We start from the raw sequence: 19979 nt of genomic DNA, 5'->3' as shown, positions 1-19979 counted from the left end.
GCTCAGCGATAGGTGACGGCTTTCACCGCCTCGACGACCTCGCCGACATTCGGCAGCGCCAGCTTCTCGAGATTGGCCGCGTAAGGCATCGGCACGTCCTTGCCGGCGATGGTGATGACCGGCGCGTCGAGATGATCGAAGGCGCGCTGCGACACCTGGTTGGCGATGAAGTCTCCGACCGACGATTGCGGGAAGCCTTCTTCGACCACCACCAGCCGGTTGGTCTTGCGGACCGATGCGATCACCGTGTCGAGGTCCATCGGCCGGATCGTCCTGAGGTCGATGATCTCGGTATCGATGCCGAGGCTACGCAGCTCGGCTTCGGCCTTCACGACATAGGTCATGCCGATGCCCCAGGAGACGATGGTCACGTCCTTGCCGGATTTGTGCACGCGGGCCTTGCCGATCGGCAGCACGAAATCGTCGAGCTTCGGCACGTCGAAATGCTGGCCGTAGAGGATCTCGTTCTCGAGGAAGATCACCGGATTCGGATCGCGGATAGCCGCCTTGAGCAGGCCCTTCGCGTCCGCAGCCGTGTAGGGCTGAATGACCCTCAGGCCGGGGATGTGGCTGTACCAGGCGGCATAGTCCTGGCTGTGCTGGGCGGCGACGCGCGCCGCCGCACCGTTCGGTCCGCGGAAGACGATCGGCGCGCCCATCTGGCCGCCCGACATGTAGAGCGTCTTCGCCGCCGAGTTGACGATCTGGTCGATCGCCTGCATGGCGAAATTGAAGGTCATGAACTCGACGATCGGCTTCAGGCCGGCCATCGCGGCGCCGACGCCGACGCCGGCAAAGCCGTGCTCGGTGATCGGTGTGTCGACCACGCGGCGCGGGCCGAACTCCTGCAGCAGCCCTTGCGTGATCTTGTAGGCGCCCTGGTACTCGGCGACCTCCTCGCCCATGACGAAGACGTCCTCGTCGCGGCGCATCTCTTCCGCCATTGCGTCGCGCAGCGCCTCGCGCACCGTCATCGACACCATCTCGGTGCCGGCGGGAATGTCGGGGTCGGCTGCGATCTCGATCTTGGGTGCAGCGGGAGCCTTGGCGGCCTTCTTCTGGGCGCCCGGCTCGGCGGACGCTTCACGCGCCTTGCCGCCGGCATCCTCGGCAGGCGCTTCCGCCGTCTTCTCGGCTTCGGCGGATTTGGCCGGCTTGGCTTCCTCCTCGCCGACGCCCTCGCCTGCCTTGTCGATGTCTTCGCCTTCGACGGCCAGGATAGCGATCGGCGTGTTGACCTTCACGCCCTCGGTGCCTTCCGGCACGACGATCTTGGCGAGCGTGCCTTCATCGACCGCCTCTACTTCCATCGTCGCTTTGTCGGTCTCGATCTCGGCGATCACGTCGCCGGCGCTTATCTTGTCGCCTTCCTTCTTCAGCCATTTGGAGACGTTGCCTTCCTCCATCGTCGGGGAAAGCGCGGGCATCAGGATTTCGATCGGCATTGTCGCGCTCCCTCAGTGAACGATGTCGGTCCAGAGCTCGGAAGCATCCGGCTCGGGATCGGTCTGCGCGAATTCGGCGGCGTCGGCGACGATGTCGCGGACTTCCTTGTCGATGGCCTTGAGCTCGTCCTCGCCAGCCCATTTCTTGGCCGTCAGGCGTGCTTTCACCTGCTCGATGGGATCGTGCTCCGAGCGCATCTTCTGCACTTCGTCCTTCGAGCGGTATTTGGCCGGGTCGGACATGGAGTGGCCGCGGTAGCGGTAGGTCTGCATCTCCAGGATGATCGGACCCTTGCCGGAGCGGCACCAGTCGACGGCGAGATCGCTCGCCGACTTCACCGCGCGCACGTCCATGCCGTCGACCTGCAGGCCAGGGATGCGGAAGGAAAGGCCGCGCTGCGAGAAATCGGTCTCGGCCGAGGAGCGCGACACCGACGTGCCCATGGCGTAGCGGTTGTTCTCGATCACGTAGACGACCGGCAGCTTCCACAGCGAGGCCATGTTGAAGCTCTCGTAGACCTGGCCCTGGTTGGCGGCGCCGTCTCCGAAATAGGTCAGGCAGACGTTCTTGTTGCCGCGGTAGCGGTTGGCAAAGGCAAGCCCGGTGCCGAGCGATACCTGCGCGCCGACGATGCCGTGGCCGCCGTAGAAATTCTTCTCCTTGGAGAACATGTGCATCGAGCCGCCCTTGCCCTTGGAGTATCCTCCGCGGCGGCCCGTCAGCTCGGCCATCACGCCGCGCGGGCTCATGTCCATCGCCAGCATGTGGCCATGGTCGCGATAGGCGGTGATCATCTGGTCACCGTCCTTGAGCGACATCTTCATGCCGGTGACGACGGCCTCCTGGCCGATGTAGAGATGGCAGAAACCGCCGATGAAACCCATGCCGTAGAGTTGGCCCGCCTTTTCCTCGAAGCGGCGGATCAACAGCATGTCGCGATATGCCGAAAGGTCCTGTTCCTTGGTGAAGTTCGCCGGCTTGGGGGCTACTGGTCCGGCTTGGGCTTTCGCATCCGCTTTCGATTTCGCGGATGCCTTCTTGGCGGCAACGGCCATTCATCACTCCCTGTGCTGTCTCTTTGCGGACATACCGGGGATGGAAATCCCCGAGTTTCCCCGACGCTAGCACGGTCGTTCCCGTCGAGCCATGCGGAAAAATGCATGGCAGGCATGCGGGTTAAACGCCTAAAATCGTTGAAAAACTCGACGAATAACCAAATACCGGTTAATTCACTGACAGAGACTTGCGCATGATGACGATCTCATCGGCCTGCGAGAGATTGAGGGCGCGGCGGGCCTGCTCGTCGAGCATGTCCTTTTCCAGCGTGCCGTCATGCAAGAGCTGGACCCGGCGCTCCAGCTCGATACGTTTTGCCTGGATGGTGTCGAGCTCGGTCTGCAGTTCGGCAGCTGCCGTCTCGTAGCGGTACTTGGACCAGATGCCGAACTCGCCGTGATAGGCGTGGAAGCCGAAATAGGCGAGGAACAAGGCTGAGATCCCCGGCACGATCAGGCGGCCGGTATTTCTCTGCTTGTGCTGACGCGTCCACATGGTCGGCTCCCGTTCCATCCGCCTATCTCGCCCGATTGTGCTTAATGGACGGTTAGCGAAGGACGCGGGAGCCGCCTGGAGTTCAGGCCTTGAGTATCGACTTGCCCGCGTAGAGCGCCTGCTTGCCGAGCTCTTCCTCGATGCGGATGAGCTGGTTGTACTTCGCCATGCGGTCGGATCGCGACAGCGAACCCGTCTTGATCTGCCCGCAATTGGTCGCGACCGCCAGGTCGGCGATGGTGGAGTCTTCCGTCTCGCCCGAACGATGCGACATCACCGCCGTGTAGGCCGCCTTGTGGGCCGTGCCGACCGCGTCCAGCGTCTCGGTGAGCGAGCCGATCTGGTTGACCTTGACGAGAATGGAGTTGGCGACGCCCATCTTGATGCCGTCCCGCAGGCGGGCCGTGTTGGTGACGAACAGGTCGTCGCCGACGAGCTGCGTCTTGGCGCCGATCAGGTCGGTCAGGTACTTCCAGCCTTCCCAGTCGTCCTCGGCCATGCCGTCTTCGATGGAGATGATCGGATAGTCGGCGGCGAGCTTCGCCAGGTACTTGGCCTGCGCCTTGGGATCGCGGCTCTTCTTCTCGCCCTCGTAGACGTAGTTGCCGTCCTTGAAGAACTCGGTCGCGGCGCAGTCGAGAGCCAGCGCGACCTCCTCGCCCGGCTTGTAGCCGGCCTTCTCGATCGAGGCCATGACGAAGTCCAGCGCCATCGGCGCGCTCTTCAGGTTCGGCGCGAAGCCGCCCTCGTCGCCGACATTGGTGTTGTGGCCGGCGTCTTTCAGGCCCTTCTTCAGCGTATGGAATATCTCGGCGCCCCAGCGCACGGCGTCGCGCAGCGTCGGCGCGCCGACCGGCATGATCATGAATTCCTGGAAGTCGATCGGGTTGTCGGCATGGGCGCCGCCGTTGATGATGTTCATCATCGGCACCGGAAGCACATGCGCGCCGGCGCCGCCGACATAGCGGTAGAGCGGCAGGCCGGAGGCTTCGGCGGCAGCCTTCGCCACTGCGAGCGACACGCCGAGGATGGCGTTGGCGCCGAGCCGCGACTTGTTGGGCGTTCCGTCGAGTTCGATCATCGTGCGGTCGATATGGATCTGGCTCTCGGCATCCATGCCGCCGATCGCTTCGAACAGTTCGCCGTTGACGGCCTCGACCGCCCGCTCGACGCCCTTGCCCAGATAGCGCGGCCCGCCGTCGCGGAGTTCGACCGCCTCATGCGCGCCGGTGGAGGCGCCGGAGGGAACGGCCGCGCGGCCCATCGAGCCGTCCTCCAGCACGACGTCGACCTCGACGGTCGGATTGCCGCGGCTGTCCAATATCTCGCGGCCGATGATGTCGATGATGGCGGTCATGCGAAAATCCTCGAAAAGGTGGGTTTGAAATTCGCGCCCGTCTTAGTCGAAGCCGGGCAAAATTCAATCCGAAGGGCCGATTTATCGGTTTAATGCGACAGCTTCACGAAATCCGACAGGCTGTTACGAATTGTCAAAACTCGAGAGGAGTCGAGAGCCGGGATTTGGGATAAATCTGCTCATGCGCGGGGCGAAACAGAGGGAGTTTCGCCATGTCCGAGTTCCCCGGTATCCTGAGTTTGGTTCTTATCGTCGCAGCGTTCATGACGTCGTGCAATCCGCAGCCGACGCAGGGCGACATGGCGCCGGTCGCGCCCCTTTTCTCGAAGTAACGGCAAATCAAAGCCCCACCGGCCAGGCCGGCGGGGCTTTGGTCCGGCAAGAGGCCCGAATGAACAGGTTCTTGCCAGCGCTACGCTGAAGGCCTCACCAGTACGGGTCGACCTTGTAGTATTCGTAGGAGGCGTCACGGGCCATCGTGCCGTCGCCCTTGGTCAGGTCGTTGATCGAATAGGAGGGCGCCGCCTCGAGCTGCTCCTTGGTGAAGGGCACGACATAGCCGTCCTGGTCCTCGTCGTAGTCGAGCGCCGACCACGGAACGGCATGGTACTTCTCGCCGATGCCCAGGAAGCCGCCAAAGCCTATGACGGCGAACATGATGCCGTTCGACATCTTCTCCAGCATGACGTCCTCGATCGAGCCGATGCGGTCCCCTGCTGTGTTGTAGACGGCGGTGCCGATGACGCGCGACGCGGTGATGGCGTTGGTGTGCCCGCTGGGGGTAGTACCGGTATGGGTTTGCATGGCCAAATTCTCCTCGCAGATCGTTTTGGAAGTACGAGGAAAATGGCTCTCAAGCGCGAAGGTTCCGACCCCTGCGGAGATTTGTTGGTCAGCCCGATTTGGCGACGCGGTCGAGCGCGATGAGCTTCTCGAGCAACGCCGGCATATCCTTGAAGGGCACCATGTTGGGGCCGTCAGAGGAGGTCGAGTTGTCAGGATCTTCATGCGTCTCGATGAACACACCGGCGACGCCGACCGCCACCGCCGCCCGCGCCAGCGTGGCGACGAAGCGCCGCTCGCCGCCGGAGGTCGCGCCCTGCCCGCCGGGCTGCTGGACCGAGTGCGTGGCGTCGAAGATCACCGGCGCGCCGATCTCTTCCATGATCGGCAAAGCGCGCATGTCGGAGACCAGCGTGTTGTAGCCGAACGAGGCGCCGCGCTCGGTGACCAGCACGTTGGCATTGCCCGAGCCCGTCACCTTGGCGACGACGTTCTTCATGTCCCAGGGCGCGAGGAACTGGCCCTTCTTCACGTTGACGACCTTGCCGGTCTTCGCGGCGGCGATGAGGAGATCGGTCTGGCGCGAGAGGAAGGCCGGGATCTGCAGAACGTCGACGACTTCCGCGACGATGGCGCATTGCTCCTCGGTATGGACATCGGTCAGCACCGGCACCCCGAGTTCCTTGCGAAGATCCGCGAAGACCGGCAGCGCCGCTTCCAGCCCAGCGCCGCGGGTCGATCCGAGCGAAGAGCGGTTCGCCTTGTCGAAGCTCGACTTGTAGACGAAGCCGAGGCCGAGTTTCTGCGTCAATTCCTTGAGCCGGCCGGCCATGTCGAAGGCATGGTCGCGCGATTCGAGCTGGCAGGGACCGGCGATCAGCGCCAGCGGCGCATCGTTGGCGAACACGGCCTCGCCTATAGTGACGGTCGAATTGGGAGCGGTCTTGCTGGAAGCGGACATGAGTTTCTCACGGTTGCTGGCGGGCCATGTGCCTCAATTCCGGGAAGCGTTCAAGCCGCAGCGCCCTGTGGGTCGGACGGCCGCCCTGCTCCGAGGCGTCCCGGCATCATCGGAATCGAGCACCAGCCAGGCAGAGAACCGGGTAAGGTGTCGGCAGCCGGGCCGCCCGTTCGTCCTAGGAATGGAACCCGCAAGAACCCGGCGCGACCGATGCGAAAGATCGCGCCTCTCGCTCTCGACGGCGTTCCGCAATCACCCGGAGCCTGCCAATGATCCCCATCATCACCGCCTTCGAACAGTCGCCCGACCGCGGCAAGGGCCAGGCGCGCGACATGCGCGTTCGCTGGGCGCTTGAAGAAGTGGGGCAGCCCTACGACGTCCGTCTCGTTTCGTTCCGCGAGATGAAGGAGCCCGCGCATCGCGCGGTTCAGCCGTTTGGACAGATCCCGACCTATGAGGAAGGCGACCTCGCTCTGTTCGAGTCGGGCGCGATCGTGTTCCATATCGCGGAAAGCCATGCCGGCCTGTTGCCGGACGATCCGCATGCGCGGGCGCGCGCGACCGCCTGGATGTTCGCCGCGGTCAGCACGATCGAGCCGCCGATCGTGGAGCGCGAGCAGGTCCGGTATGCGGAGGGCGACAAGCCCTGGTACGCAGATCGCCTGCCGATCCTGGAGGATCGCATCCGCGTCAGGCTGGACGACCTTTCCGCTCGCCTGGGCGACGCCGAATGGCTCGATGGCGCCTTCAGCGCCGGCGACCTCTTGATGGTGATGGTGCTTCGCAGGCTGGAGGGGATCGGGATGCTGGAGGAATATCCCAGCCTCTCCGCCTACGTGGCCCGCGGCAAAGCGCGGCCTGCCTATCAGCGTGCCTTCGCCGCTCAATTGGCGGTTTTCACCGCCGCATCGACCGGCTGAGGATTGGAAACCGGCACAGATACGCGCCGGGCGACAAAGTCTTGCTCAGATGCTAGGCTCACCGGCGCCAGGGGCTGACGGCCGTGCAAGGGGAGCCATGAAAGCTTTTCAACTGGTCCTGATCAAACCGTCCCACTACGACGACGACGGCTACGTGATCCGGTGGTGGCGCGCCATGACGCCCTCGAATTCGCTCGCTGCCGTCTACGGCATCGCAACCGACTGCGCCGAGCGGCGGGTTCTCGGTGCGGACGTGGCGATCGAGATCCAGGTGATCGACGAGACCAACACACGCGTCGACGTCCCTGCCCTGCTCGCCCGCTTCAGGCGTCACGGCAACTTCGGATGCGTCGCGCTGGTCGGCGTCCAGTCGAACCAGTATCCGCGCGCATTGGACATCGCGCGTCCGTTCCGGGCGGCCGGGATCGCCGTGGCGATCGGCGGCTTCCATGTCTCGGGGTGCCTGTCGATGCTCGATGGCCACGCGGTCGATCTCGACGCCTGCCGGGACATGGGCGTGACGATCTTTGCCGGCGAAGCCGAGGGGCGGCTCGATTCGTTTATCGCCGAGGTGGCTGCCGGACGCGCCCAGCCGGTCTACAACTACATGAAGGATCTGCCCGGCATGGAGGGCACGCCGGTCCCCTTCCTGCCAAAGAAACATGTCGAGCGCACGCTGGGCGCCAGCTCGAGTTTCGATGCCGGCCGCGGCTGCCCGTACCAGTGCTCGTTCTGCACGATCATCAACGTGCAGGGCCGCAAGTCCCGCTACCGCTCCGCCGACGACGTCGAGCGGATCGTCCGCCTCAACTGGGCGCAGGGCATCCGGAAATTCTTCATCACCGACGACAATTTCGCCCGCAACCGGGAGTGGGAATCGACCTTCGACCGGCTGATCGAGCTGCGCGAAAAGGAAGGCATTCCGCTCGGCCTGATGATCCAGGTCGACACGCTCTGCCACAAGATCCCGAACTTCATGGAGAAGGCGAAGCGAGCCGGCGTCAACAAGGTCTTCATCGGGCTGGAGAACATCAACCCAGACAATCTGGCGGCGGCGAAGAAGCGGCAGAACAAGATCACCGAATACCGCAAGATGCTGCTCGCCTGGAAGGAACAGGGCATCCTGACGATTGCGGGATACATACTCGGTTTTCCGGCGGATACGCCGGAGACGATCAGGCGCGACATCGAGATCATCAAGGAGGAACTGCCGATCGACCTCCTGGAATTCTTCTGCCTGACGCCGCTGCCCGGTTCCGAGGATCACCAGTCACTCTGGAGGAGCGGCGTACCGATGGACGCCGATCTCAACAAATACGACGTCGAACACGCCTGCACCGCCCACCCGAGGATGAGCCTGGCCGAATGGCAGGCGATCTACCACGAGGCGTGGCTGCTCTATTACACGCCGGCGCACATGAAGACGCTGCTGCGGCGCGCCGTGGCGACCGGCGTGCCGGTCGGCAATCTGGCAAAATACCTGCTTACCTTCTCGACGACGGACCGCCTCGAGAAGGTCCACCCCCTGCAGGGCGGGATATTCCGCCTCAAGCATCCGTCGGAGCGCAGGCCCGGCCTGTCGCCCGAAAATCCCTGGCTCTTCTGGCCGCGCTTCGGCTGGGAGACATTTTCCAAGCACATGGTGCTGGCCGGCGCGATCCTGAGGATGCTGGCCTGGCAGACCGCCATCAGGTACAGCCCCGATGCGCGCAGCTACATGGATCAGGCGCTGACGCCCGTCGGCGACGACGAGGACGAGACGCTCGACCTTCTGACCAAGACATCAGGCGCCCGCGAGGCGGTTTCCCACATCAGGAAGGTCGCGGAACTGACCCACGCCCGGGCGGTGTGATCCCGCTGCACGCTCGACTCGGCCGCTTCAGACCTGCGGCCCCTCCACCAGTTCGTAGATCTGGATCTGCTCGTGGCGGCCCTTGGCGCTGGCTGCACCCAGCGGGCGGAAACTGACGCCGGGCAGGTTTCCGGCGCGCTCCCTGACGGCCTCGCTCGCCAGGATGGTCGTGCCGAACTGCTTGTTGATGCCTTCGAGCCTCGAAGCGACGTTTACCGTGTCGCCCATGGCGGTGTATTGTCGCCGCTCTTCCGCCCCGACGCTGCCGACCACCGCGATGCCGGTGTGGAGCCCGAAGCGGGTGACCAGTTCCGGCCGTCCTGCCTTGATGTTCTCGGCGTTCAGTCTGTCGATCTCGGCCTTCAGCGCCAGCGTGCAGCGGCAACCGTCGCCGACATGATCGGGATTCTCGGCCGGCGCATTCCACATCGCATAGATGGAATCGCCGAGATACTGGACGATGACGCCGTTGTGGCGCTCGACGACGGCGTTCATAGCCTGGAAATAGATGGAAAGCATCTCGACCACGGCTTCCGGAGAATGCTCTTCGGAAATGGTAGTGAAGTCGCGTATGTCAGTGAACAGCACCGTCACCTCGCGACGGATGGCGGCGCCGGCTTCGTCCTGGCCGGAGGCCACGATCTTGCGCACCAGTTCGCGCGGCACGTAGACGGCGAAGGTCCTGATCGCCCCACGCGCCGAAGAGAGCGCGCGGGCCAGCATGTTGATCTCGCTGATCAGCGAATGGGTGATCTTCCAGCTGTTGAAATCGAGATTGCCGATCTGATTGGCGTCGACGGCGAGCGCGACGAGCGCGCGGCTGATGCGCCGCGAGATGAGCAGCGCGATGAGCACGCCGATCAGCAGCAGAACGCCGGCAATCATCAATTTCTGCCGCAGCAGCGCTTCGTTCGCAGCGGTGAAATCGCTTATCGGGGCCGCAATGACGATCGTGTCGCCCTCGAGCAGGCTCGACGCCCCGGTGCCCACCGAGGCCATCCTTGCAAGCCAGGGTTCCTTGCCAACACGGAACTCGACCAGCCCGTCATCCTTTGCGTCGCGGCCGCTGGCGAGCAGCCCCTGGACGGCAAGAAACAGCGGATCGTTGGCGACAGGCGTGCCCTCGTCCCGACCGCGCGCGACGATCTCGGCGACGAGCGCCGGGTCATTCGCGGCGAGCGCCCTGTTGCTGACCGAGCGGGTCGAAAGACTGTCGACGATGCTGGCCATGACGACCGGATCGGAATGCACTATCAGCTTGCCGTCGTCGTCGAACACATAGCCCACCGAATGCTCCGACACGGCCTGGTCCATGAGCATGCGGCTGATGGTCTCCAGCATGACGTCGGCGCCGATCGCCGCACGCGGTTCGGTGGCCATGGTATGGGCAAGCGTCAGCGTCAGCGTCTCGGTGCTTGCGGAAACGTAGGGGCCAGTGGTGGCGACGCTCCCGGTCTGCGCGACCGCGTCGCGGTACCACGGACGGCGTCGCGGATCGAACTGCACCTCGCGCTCGGGTCCGGCGCCGATGATCATCCCGTCGGCGTCGAGGAAATGCCATCTGGCCAGTGCGGGACCCTCGGGCGCCCGCGTCACGACCCGCATGGCGAACACCGCCTCGTCGGGCGCCGATACGGCCGCATGCCAGCGCGGGCTGTGCGTGGCGCGCATGACCTGGAAGAAGGCGCCGCTGGGATAGCCGACATAGACGGCGTCGAGGTGGGGCGAACTCTTCAGCACGCGAATGAAATATTCGCGCTTGGCGTCGAGATAGGCCGGCGGCTCGGCCGTCAGCGAGGGCAGCACGGAGCCCATGGCGACGACGGCGTTGCCGTCGTGAAAGACGCTTGCGTAGAGGTCTATCGTGTTGCGCGAGAGCAGCCGCATCTGCTGCTCGGCCGACGCCAGCGCCGCCTGCCGGCCCTCCTGGTAGGTCAGCCAGATGAGAGGCACCGAGATCGCCACGAGCAGCATCACGATGATGACGCTGAGATGCACGCGCAACGGCTTCGCCCAGCGTGGCTGCGGCCGCGCAGCGGCATCCGGCCGCCGGCCGGATTTTTCGGCATCAAGTTCGGAACTCAACGTTATCGACCCCTCGCAACGGTTCCCGGTGCTGCATAGCATGGAAGTGCCGCTTTGGCGCGAGCGTTAAGACTGCCATTCAACCGCGGGAGGAAAGCGCCTCGAAGGCGAAGGCGGCGCCCTGCCCGGCAGCCGGCGCGACCGTCAGGCGGCCGGGCTGCGCCTCGCGGCGGATGGCGGCGGCGGCGAAGGCCGACCGGACTTTGGCAAGCGATTCGACGCCGAAGACGATTTCGGCGAGCCGCAGGCCGGGTCTGGGCAAACCGCGCGGCTTTGCCGACCGGCGAACGAGCACATTGCCATTGGCCGCGCCGAAACGCAGCCCGTCCGGCGTCTGCTCAGGCATTGCGCGCACGACATGCCGCAGGAAAGCGGCGAAATCCTCGGGCTCGGGCGCTTCGAGCACGATCGCCTTGATGCGCCTGGCGCCATTGGCGTGCCGCTGCAGCGCCGAGCGGTCGACGGCCGGTGCGTTGACGCGCTGGCAGGTGAAGAAGAAGGCATCGGGCGCCCTGAGGTCGGCCGCAAAGGCGAGCTTGAAGGAAGCCGTGTCGCTGCGGCCGGCGGCATCGACGAAGGGCCGCGAGAAATTCAGGATCCGCCCTGCGGAGATGCCGGCGCGGCTGAAGTCGCGGTGGTCGCCGGCTGCATCCTCTGTGCCGAGCACCAGGGCGGAAAAGCCTTCATCGCCGAGGCGATAGCGAAAGGCGGCGTCGCGGGCGGTGAACATGTTGCCGCGCATCGAGGCGATGCCTGCCTTGACCTGGTCGGCGACGGCGAGCGGCTCGAGGAACGTGCCGTCCGCGAAATAGACGCAGCAGTTCTCCGTGCCGAACGGATGCAGCCCTCGCGGCGCGACGGTGAAGCCAAGCGCGGTCAGCCGCTTGCGCGCGACATCGAGACCGGCGGTCGGCAGCACGCAATGGTCGATTTGGCGTCCTGGCATCATCGACTTCCTCCTACGCGCCTCAGCGCAGTGACCGCCGAGCGTAGCGGATGGGTGATCCGCCAGCTTGTCGATTTCCGTATCGCCTCGGCCTCTTTTCGGCTTGCGTCACGCTCCAGCCGCATCGCGTCGAGGTCTTGGGCCTGCCGGGCCGCCATTTCGCTTGCGGCTCGTTCGGTCTCGGCCATCCGTGCAGTCGGCGCTTCGATCTCGTGCCTGGCGGCAGCCAACTCGCGGTCGATCTGTTTGCAGGAGGGATGCACCGTCTTGACGAAATCCCAGGCCAGCCGCGCGGTCAGGTCGGCAGAGGCCAGGCGAGCGGCGTGCGTCCAGCCGGGCGGGTCGGCCCGCATCATGCCGGCGACGACGGACTGCTCCGTCGCGCCAGCCGGGATCGAGGCGCGCAACGCAGCCGGCCACCAGCCGCCATTGTCTGCGATCTCAAGCATGGTGGCGAAATAGGGCATGTTCGCGTAGCGCGACTGCATCCTGCGCGCACTGAAGTGCAGCACGGTCGGCGTGCGGCAATAAGCGAACGGGCGGTCCTCATTCTCGTTCATGATCCGCTGCCAGAGCTTCCAGTCGCCGCCGGCAGGCACTTCTTCAGGCCAGGCATCGAGATGCGGCAAGGCATCCGCCCGGTAGACGACGCAGTCGGCGCAAAGCGTGTTCTGGTAGGAGAAGAAAACCTGCCGCTCGTCGTCGAATTCGAGATTGGTCAGGAACGGCGCGAGGACACCGTCGGAGGAGACCCATAGCGCCTGGCTGTAGGCAAGCGCGGCGCCGCCGGACAGTGCCTGTCCCAGCCTCTCCAGATGATCGGGAAACCAAAGGTCGTCGTCAGCCGCGAAGGCGATCAGTTCACCCCTCGCCTCGCGCAGCGCCGTGTTACGGTTGGCGTAGCCGAAATGCGGTGCCTTCGGCAGGTCGAAGAAGCGGATGCGAGGGTCGCGGAAGCCGGCCACGACATCCGCTGTGCCGGATACGCAGCCATCGCCCACGACAAGCAATTCGAAGTCGGTTTCACTCTGGTCGAGCACCGACTGAATGGCATGGCCGATGACATCCACACGGCTATGCGTAGGCATCAGGATGGAGAAACGAGGGCCGGCTACCATCCTCGCACGGGCCCGAAATCGTACGGGATCAGGTCCGTATCGATAGGAAGCCGGTATTTGTCTGGGCTCGAGTGGTCGTACTGGATGGTGGGAAGATTGACGACTATCACGTCTTCAACGCCGATGTTGTGGTCGGCGTGCCAGACGTTGCGCGGCACGTTCACGAGGCGTGGCTGCGCCGCGGAAAGATAGACCTTGCAGATCTTGCCGTATGTGGAGGATTCCGAGCGTGGATCGTAGGTTACGAGTTCCATTTCGCCCCGGACCACGAAATAGCGGTCCTCGTGAAGCTTGTGCAGGCCCCAGCCCTTCACGATGCCGGGACGGATCGTGAAGATGTAGGAAAAGACGAGCGGATCGGGATGCCAGCCCCAGCGCGGATCGTAGATCTCAGTGACGCTTCCCCGGTCATCGTTATGGCGGATGCTGTCGTAGAACGACATCCCGTCGAGCAATGGGGCGGTGCTCCGGCGCTGCTCGTCGACTGTCCTCTGGTCCTGGACGGCAGCGGCGAGCGTCTCCTCAAGAATCGACGGTCGGGCAGTTTGGGCTGCACCCTTCATGGCAAACCCTTCGGCAACGTCGTGGATGCCCCAACCGCTCCGGACAGTATCACACCAGCCGGCTCTGCTCCACCGCAGCGCCGATGAAGGAGGCGAAGAGCGGGTGCGGGTCGAGCGGGCGGCTTTTCAGCTCGGGGTGATACTGCACGCCGATGAACCAGGGATGGTCGGCATATTCGACCGTCTCGGGCAGCACGCCGTCGGGCGACATGCCGGCGAAGACCAGCCCGCACTCCTCCAGCCGCTCCTTGTAGTCGATATTGACCTCGTAGCGGTGGCGATGGCGCTCGGAAATATCGGTATCGCCATAGATGTCGGCGATCTTGGAACCGGGCGCCAGACGCGCCTCGTAGGCGCCGAGACGCATGGTGCCGCCGAGGTCGCCGGTCTCGCGGCGTTTCTCCAGCATGTTGCCCTTCAGCCATTCGGTCATCAGGCCGACCACCGGCTGCTCGGTCTTGCCGAACTCGGTGGAGGATGCGTTCTCAATGCCAGCAAGCGACCGCGCCGCCTCGATGCAGGCCATCTGCATGCCGAAGCAGATGCCGAAATAAGGCACCTTGCGCTCCCTGGCGAATTTCGCGGCGAGAATCTTGCCTTCCGAGCCGCGCTCGCCAAAACCGCCGGGAACCAGGATGCCATGCACCTTTTCGAGGAAGGGCGACGGGTCCTCCTTCTCGAATATCTCGCTCTCGATCCAGTCGAGCTTGACCTTCACGCGGTTGGCCATGCCGCCATGGGACAGCGCCTCGATCAGCGATTTGTAGGCGTCCTTGAGGCCGGTGTACTTGCCGACGACGGCGATGGTCACCTCGCCTTCCGGATTGTGGATGAGCGACGAGACGTTCTGCCAGGCCTCCATGCGCGGCTTGGGCGCCGGCTCGATGCCGAAGGCGGCGAGCACTTCCGAATCCAGCCCTTCCTTGTGGTAGGCGAGCGGCACGTCGTAGATGTGCGCCACGTCCAGCGCCTGGATGACGGCGCTTTCGCGCACGTTGCAGAACAGCGAAAGTTTCCGGCGCTCTTCCTTCGGGATGGCGCGGTCGGCGCGCACCAGCAGGATGTCAGGCGCGATGCCGATCGAGCGCAGTTCCTTGACCGAATGCTGCGTCGGCTTGGTCTTGAGCTCGCCCGCCGCCGGGATCCACGGCATCAGCGTCAGATGCACGTAGACGGCGTTGTTGCGCGGCAGATCGTTGCCGAGCTGGCGGATCGCCTCGAGGAAGGGCATCGCCTCGATGTCACCGACGGTGCCGCCGATCTCGCAGAGCACGAAGTCGAAATCGTCATTGCCGTCGAGGATGAAATTCTTGATCTCGTCGGTGACGTGCGGGATGACCTGCACGGTTGCGCCGAGATAGTCGCCGCGCCGCTCTCGCTCGATGATGTTCTTGTAGATGCGGCCGGTGGTGATGTTGTCCGCCTGGTTGGCCGAACGATTGGTGAACCGCTCGTAGTGGCCGAGGTCGAGGTCGGTCTCCGCCCCGTCGTCGGTGACGAACACTTCGCCGTGCTGATACGGGCTCATCGTGCCCGGATCGACGTTGAGATAGGGGTCGAGTTTCTTTATCCGCGCGCGGTAGCCGCGCGCCTGCAGCAGAGCTCCGAGAGCCGCTGCAGCTATGCCTTTGCCAAGGGAAGAAACCACGCCGCCGGTGATGAAAACATATCGCGCCATGGGAGTCGGTGCTTAGCGCCGCCAGTTTGATTCCGCCAGAGAAAACTTCGCCGGCCTTCGCTTTTCCACGCCGCCGGAGGCAACGCAGGGGGAAGCCGCAACAGAAAAGGCCGGCGCGTGGCCGGCCTTCTTGGTTTTCCTGGAGGAGTTTTCCTAGAGGACGATGACCTCGGCGCCGACCGGTACGCGGCGGTAGAGGTCGATGACGTGCTCGTTGATCATGCGGAAGCAGCCGTTCGACGAATTGGTGCCGATGGTCTCCGGTGCGACCGTCCCGTGGATGCGCAGATGCGTGTCGCGGCCGTTCTGGTAGAGGTAGATGGCGCGGGCGCCGAGCGGATTGGCGCCGCCGCCGGGCATGCCGTCGGCATAACGGGCATACTTGGCCGGCTCGCGCGCCTGCATCTCCTTTGTCGGAATCCAGCGCGGCCATTCCTGCTTGTCGCCGACCCTGACGGTGCCCTTGTACTGCAGGCCGTCCTTGCCGACGGCGATCGCATAGCGGCGCGCCTTGTTCGTGCCTTCCACCAGATAGAGGTAATGGGCTGCGGTATCGATCACGATCGTGCCGCGCGGATAGCCGGGGAACTGGACCACGACGGGCTCGAATTCCGGCCGGACCTTGAACGGCTTCTTCGCGGCCCGCTGCTGCATGGCCGCATCGAGCGCGCGCGTCTCCGGCAGCATCGACTGCTTCTGCACCTGTTGGCCGCCGAACAGGCCGGCGAAGAGGCCGGTTTGCTGCGGCGCCACCTGCACGGCCGCCTCGCTGCGCAGTTCGCTGTTGTTGCCCGACTGGACGACGTCCATGGAGACGAGCCTGGAAATCTCGGCCTGGCGTGCGGCTTCGGCCGCCGCGGCGATCTGCGTCTGGCGTTCCTGCTCGGCGCGGATCTTGGCGAGACGCTTTTCCTCGGTGGCCTTGACCCGGGCCTCCTGCATGAGCCGGCGCTCCTCGGCAGCCTTGGCCCTTGCCATCTGGCGCTCCTCGGCGGCCTTCTCGCGGGCGACCTTGCGGATCTCCGCTTCCTTGGCGAGCCGTATCTTGCGCTCCTCGGCGGCCTTCGCCTTCTCGGCCAACATCTTCTCGCGCTCGGCCTTGGCCCTGGCAGCCTGCTTCTCTTTTTCGGCCTTGGCGGCGGCGAGTTGCTTTTCCCGCGCGGCCTGGGCCTTTGCGAGTTCCTTCTCCTTGGCGGCCTTGGCCTTGGCCAGCTTGTCCTTCTCCGCCTTGGCCTGCGCCAGCTTTTCCTTGTCAGCCTTCGCCTTGGCGGCAGCCTGCTTGGCCTTGTCGGCCTTCGCGTTGGCAGCGGATTTCGACGTCGCCTTTTCCTTTTCGGCAGCCGCCTTGGCCTGCGCGGCAGCCTTCTTTTTCTTGAGCTCTTCCGCCTTCGTGGCGACGTTGACGACCGGGGTTTCCACCACGGCCGGAGCTGCCGGAACAGGCGGCGCGGCATATGCCGATACGCTCATGGCAAGGCTTGCGCCGAAGCCCAGAAGGAGAAGGCTACGAAACTGCATGTCGACGATCCCGAAAAATGTGTACCCAAACCGGCCCGCAGCGGGCGGAGGCTGTGCCTCACGTGTGCCGAGAGTGCCGCCGGCCGCTTTATAAGGCATTAATGTCGCGCCTCTCAAGCTGGGCCGGACAGAGCCGCCAGTCGAATCTTCGTGATGAGTGCAGCATTTGCCGCCACTGTGTTCAAACGAACACAGATCGCGGCGGCGCAAAGACAAAGGGCCGGACGAAGCCGGCCCTTGACCTTACGGAAACCTGGACTGCTACTGGTTCGGAACCTGCGGCTCGGCCGGCTGGGCAGGCGCCTCGGGTGCAACGGGCGCATCCGTCGCCGGCGCGGCGGACGGAGCCGCAGGCGGGCTGGCCGGAGCAGCGTCGGGCGCTGCAGGCGCTGCGGTGTCGGCCGGAGGCGTCGCCGCACCGTCGGCCGGAGGCGTTGCGGCGCCATCGGCGGACGGCGCTGCCGGAACGTCGGAGCCGCCGAGCTGGTCGAGCACGCCGCCCTGCCCTTGTCCCTGAGTCTGTCCGGCCGGCACGCGGTCGAGGATGTCGATCGGCTGCGCGCCATAGCGGGCAAGCAGGGAAAGGCCGAGCGAGGTGATGAAGAACGCGGCCGCGAGGATCGCGGTGGCGCGGGTCAGCGCATTGGCCGCACCGCGCGCGGTCATGAAGCCGGAACCGCCGCCGATACCGAGCCCGCCGCCCTCGGAGCGCTGCAGAAGCACTACGCCGACGAGCGCAAGCACGACCATCAGATGAATGACGATGATAACGGTTTCCATGAAGACTTCACCAGACGGTCATACGGGCGGACATGGGCGCGCTCCACGCGGGCGCTGCCCCTGAAGGAAGGCGGCTCAATACAATGCTTTCGTGGCATTTCCAAGCCCGTGCCGGAATATGGGGAACGCGGTGCGGCTTGCAATGCGCGGAAAGGAGAAAAAGCCTTTCCGCTTGCCAAAACCGCGCAATCTTCTACTCATTGCCGTCCTTTCCGGCGCCCGCCCTAGCGAATGCCCCTGCCATGCATTTCATTCCTGCCGCTGCCCGCGGCCCGTTCCTGATGCTTGCCGCCACCGGCGCCTACGTCGTCAACGACACGCTGATGAAGCTGGCGACCGCCGGCCTGCCGCCCTACGAAGTGCTGTTCCTGCGTGGCCTGGTGGCCTTGGCGTGGGGCATCCCGATGCTGCTCCTGCTCGGTTATCGCAGGGAAATGCCTCTGATGTTCGAGCCTCGGGTGCTGACCAGGAACCTGTTCGAGCTCTTCGCCATCCTTTCCTATGTGGTCGCGCTCGCCAACATGCCGATAGCCGACGTGGTGGCGCTCGGCCAGATCACGCCGCTCCTGATCCTACTCGGTGCCTCCATCCTCTTCCGCGAGAGAATCGGCGGAGTACGCATGGCGCTGATCTCGCTCGGTTTCGCCGGCGCGCTGTTGGTGGCGCAGCCGACCATGGAGGGCATCTCGGTCTATGCGGTCCTGGCGCTCGCCAACGCCGTCTTCTCGGCCGCGCGCGACGTCGCCGGACGGCGGGTTGCCGGCCACGTCCCCGGCATGATCGTAGCGATTTCGGCGGTGATCGTGGTGCTTGTCGGCGCAGGTGTCGCGCATGTGCTGGTGGAGGAATGGGTGACGCCGGACCCGCGCCACCTGGCGCTGCTGGCCGGTGCCGGGCTTTTCCTGATCTTCGGCCATTTCTTCATCTTCATGGCCTACCGTGTCGGCCCGACCGGCGTCGTCGCGCCCTTCTACTACAGCTTCACCGTGTGGGCCGTGATCTCGGGACTGCTCGTGTTCGCCGAACTGCCGAACATGCTGGCGCTGGCCGGCAGTGCGCTGGTGGTGGCGAGCGGGCTGGCGATCGTGATGCTCGACGAGCGCCGGAGACGGCTGACCATAGTGGCCTAGAAGGGCCGGCTATACCCTGCCCTTGTAGACCACGACCTCGCCATCTTCCTTGGTGAAGCTCGCGACCGGGCGGTCAAGCAGATCGAGCACCAGTTCGGACGGACGGCAAAGCCGCGTACCCCCAGGCGTTTCGACGATCGGCCTGTTGATCAGGATCGGATGCGCCATCATGAAGTCGACCAGGTCGGAATCGCTCCACGAAACATCGTCGAGGGCGAGTTCCTCGTAGGGCGTCCCCTTCTGCCTGAGCAGGTCGCGCGCGGAAATGCCCATCGCCTCGATCAGCGATTCGAGTTTCTCACGGCTCGGCGGATTCTTCAGATATTCGACGACCACCGGCTCCTCTCCGCTTGCCCGGATTATCGCAAGCGTGTTGCGCGACGTGCCGCAGGCGGGATTGTGGTAGATCGTGATCGTCATGATCTTGCGTCCTGACGTGGAGGAAAACGGTCTGCCGGACCGCCCGCCTCAGATCGAACGATAGGCCTCGGCGATGCCCAGGAAGTCGGCTGCCTTGAGGCTGGCGCCGCCGACCAGCGCCCCGTCGACATTGTCCACGGAAAGAAGCTCGACGGCGTTGGCGGGTTTCACGGAGCCGCCATAGAGGATACGCGTCCGCGCCGATTCCGCGCTCAGCAGCTGCTTGAGCTCGGCGCGGATATGGGCGTGTGCCTCGGCAACGTCGCCGACCGTCGGCGTCAGCCCGGTGCCGATCGCCCAGACCGGCTCATAGGCGATCACCGTATTGTGAGAGGTCGCGGTCGACGGCACCGAGCCGATGATCTGGCGCGACAGTATGTCGAGGGTCGCGCCGAGTTCGCGCTCGGCCTTGGTCTCGCCGATGCAGATGATGGCCACGATGCCGGCGCGCCAGGCGGCCTCGGCCTTGGCGCGGACGATCGCGTCGGTCTCGCCATGATCGGTGCGGCGTTCGGAATGGCCGACAATCACGTGCGAGGCGCCTGCGTCCTTCAGCATCTCGGCCGAGATGTCGCCCGTATGCGCGCCGCTTTCCTTGGCATGGCAGTCCTGGCCGCCGACTTTGACCGGCGTCGAGTTCAGCACATCCACCGCGCGGGTGATCAGCGTCGCGGGCGGGCAGATCAGCGCCTCGGTTTCGGCGTCGAGCCCAGCCATGAAGCCATGGCCGATGGCGCGCAGTTCGCCGAGCGAGGCGGCGGTGCCGTTCATCTTCCAGTTGCCGGCGACCAGAGGGCGGATTCCTGGGGTCATCGATCGAACTCCTGCTAGAACGCCTCGACCGACTGCCGGCCATCGAGCGCTTTCCCTA

The 19979-nt window shown here is 64.8% G+C and carries 18 protein-coding genes; 3 read left to right on the top strand and 15 right to left on the bottom strand.

Going from position 1 to position 19979, the window contains the following annotated elements; translation table 11 throughout:
• Nucleotides 1–2: 2 nt before the first annotated feature.
• The 6 genes from D8676_RS20635 to kdsA form a co-directional block, all read right to left on the bottom strand.
• Nucleotides 3–1445, bottom strand: coding sequence for a pyruvate dehydrogenase complex E1 component subunit beta (locus D8676_RS20635; protein ID WP_121582971.1), 1443 nt, complete (start codon nucleotides 1443–1445; stop codon nucleotides 3–5).
• Between the two features lie 12 nt (nucleotides 1446–1457).
• Nucleotides 1458–2501: a pyruvate dehydrogenase (acetyl-transferring) E1 component subunit alpha gene (pdhA, locus tag D8676_RS20630; protein WP_121582970.1), complete on the bottom strand. Its 1044-nt coding sequence runs from the start codon at nucleotides 2499–2501 to the stop codon at nucleotides 1458–1460.
• Nucleotides 2502–2670: 169 nt separating this feature from the next.
• Nucleotides 2671–2997: a septum formation initiator family protein gene (locus tag D8676_RS20625; protein WP_121583038.1), complete on the bottom strand. Its 327-nt coding sequence runs from the start codon at nucleotides 2995–2997 to the stop codon at nucleotides 2671–2673.
• Between the two features lie 82 nt (nucleotides 2998–3079).
• Nucleotides 3080–4354 (bottom strand): phosphopyruvate hydratase, encoded by a 1275-nt coding sequence (eno, locus tag D8676_RS20620; RefSeq protein ID WP_121582969.1) that lies wholly within the window; start codon nucleotides 4352–4354, stop codon nucleotides 3080–3082.
• A 426-nt stretch (nucleotides 4355–4780) separates the two neighbouring features.
• On the bottom strand, nucleotides 4781–5158 hold the full coding sequence (locus tag D8676_RS20615) for a PRC-barrel domain-containing protein (protein WP_121582968.1): 378 nt from the start codon (nucleotides 5156–5158) through the stop codon (nucleotides 4781–4783).
• A gap of 88 nt (nucleotides 5159–5246) precedes the next feature.
• The gene (gene kdsA, locus D8676_RS20610; RefSeq protein WP_121582967.1) at nucleotides 5247–6098 is read right to left on the bottom strand and encodes a 3-deoxy-8-phosphooctulonate synthase; all 852 of its coding nucleotides are present in this window, start codon (nucleotides 6096–6098) and stop codon (nucleotides 5247–5249) included.
• Between the two features lie 269 nt (nucleotides 6099–6367).
• On the opposite strand from kdsA, the gene D8676_RS20605 reads away from it, so the two are divergent.
• Nucleotides 6368–7018, top strand: a complete 651-nt coding sequence (locus tag D8676_RS20605; RefSeq protein ID WP_121582966.1) for a glutathione S-transferase family protein — start codon at nucleotides 6368–6370, stop codon at nucleotides 7016–7018.
• 97 nt (nucleotides 7019–7115) lie between these two features.
• Nucleotides 7116–8870 (top strand): radical SAM protein, encoded by a 1755-nt coding sequence (locus D8676_RS20600; protein ID WP_121582965.1) that lies wholly within the window; start codon nucleotides 7116–7118, stop codon nucleotides 8868–8870.
• 27 nt (nucleotides 8871–8897) lie between these two features.
• On the opposite strand, the gene D8676_RS20595 is transcribed toward D8676_RS20600, so the two are convergent.
• The 7 genes from D8676_RS20595 to secG all read right to left on the bottom strand — a co-directional run bounded on the left by D8676_RS20595 (nucleotide 8898) and on the right by secG (nucleotide 17558).
• The gene (locus D8676_RS20595) at nucleotides 8898–10955 is read right to left on the bottom strand and encodes an adenylate/guanylate cyclase domain-containing protein (protein ID WP_245426978.1); all 2058 of its coding nucleotides are present in this window, start codon (nucleotides 10953–10955) and stop codon (nucleotides 8898–8900) included.
• A 79-nt stretch (nucleotides 10956–11034) separates the two neighbouring features.
• Nucleotides 11035–11901, bottom strand: coding sequence for a VOC family protein (locus tag D8676_RS20590; protein ID WP_348629028.1), 867 nt, complete (start codon nucleotides 11899–11901; stop codon nucleotides 11035–11037).
• A complete protein-coding gene (locus D8676_RS20585) occupies nucleotides 11901–13019 on the bottom strand; it encodes a glycosyltransferase family 2 protein (protein ID WP_121582962.1) in 1119 nt (372 codons plus the stop codon). Before D8676_RS20585 ends, D8676_RS20590 begins: the two co-directional genes overlap by 1 nt.
• On the bottom strand, nucleotides 13013–13582 hold the full coding sequence (locus tag D8676_RS20580; protein ID WP_121582961.1) for a dTDP-4-dehydrorhamnose 3,5-epimerase family protein: 570 nt from the start codon (nucleotides 13580–13582) through the stop codon (nucleotides 13013–13015). The genes D8676_RS20585 and D8676_RS20580 overlap by 7 nt, the downstream gene beginning before the upstream one ends.
• Before the next feature lie 49 nt (nucleotides 13583–13631).
• Nucleotides 13632–15260 (bottom strand): CTP synthase, encoded by a 1629-nt coding sequence (locus tag D8676_RS20575; RefSeq protein ID WP_121582960.1) that lies wholly within the window; start codon nucleotides 15258–15260, stop codon nucleotides 13632–13634.
• Between the two features lie 153 nt (nucleotides 15261–15413).
• Nucleotides 15414–16778 (bottom strand): L,D-transpeptidase, encoded by a 1365-nt coding sequence (locus D8676_RS20570; RefSeq protein WP_245426972.1) that lies wholly within the window; start codon nucleotides 16776–16778, stop codon nucleotides 15414–15416.
• 261 nt (nucleotides 16779–17039) lie between these two features.
• Nucleotides 17040–17558: a preprotein translocase subunit SecG gene (gene secG, locus D8676_RS20565; RefSeq protein ID WP_121582958.1), complete on the bottom strand. Its 519-nt coding sequence runs from the start codon at nucleotides 17556–17558 to the stop codon at nucleotides 17040–17042.
• 242 nt (nucleotides 17559–17800) lie between these two features.
• Between secG and D8676_RS20560 the strand changes: the two genes are divergently transcribed.
• Nucleotides 17801–18688, top strand: a complete 888-nt coding sequence (locus D8676_RS20560) for a DMT family transporter (protein WP_121582957.1) — start codon at nucleotides 17801–17803, stop codon at nucleotides 18686–18688.
• A 9-nt stretch (nucleotides 18689–18697) separates the two neighbouring features.
• Here the strand turns inward: D8676_RS20560 and arsC are convergent, their stop codons facing one another.
• Both arsC and tpiA read right to left on the bottom strand, forming a co-directional pair.
• Nucleotides 18698–19108: an arsenate reductase (glutaredoxin) gene (gene arsC / locus D8676_RS20555; protein ID WP_121582956.1), complete on the bottom strand. Its 411-nt coding sequence runs from the start codon at nucleotides 19106–19108 to the stop codon at nucleotides 18698–18700.
• 48 nt (nucleotides 19109–19156) lie between these two features.
• On the bottom strand, nucleotides 19157–19921 hold the full coding sequence (tpiA, locus tag D8676_RS20550) for a triose-phosphate isomerase (RefSeq protein WP_121582955.1): 765 nt from the start codon (nucleotides 19919–19921) through the stop codon (nucleotides 19157–19159).
• Nucleotides 19922–19979: the final 58 nt, after the last annotated feature.

Origin of the sequence: Mesorhizobium sp. YM1C-6-2 (assembly GCF_003666685.1) — a bacterium.
GTDB lineage: Bacteria > Pseudomonadota > Alphaproteobacteria > Rhizobiales > Rhizobiaceae > Mesorhizobium_K.
The sequence above is the reverse complement of the archived record's forward strand: the minus strand, read 5'-3'. Positions and strand labels throughout refer to the sequence as shown.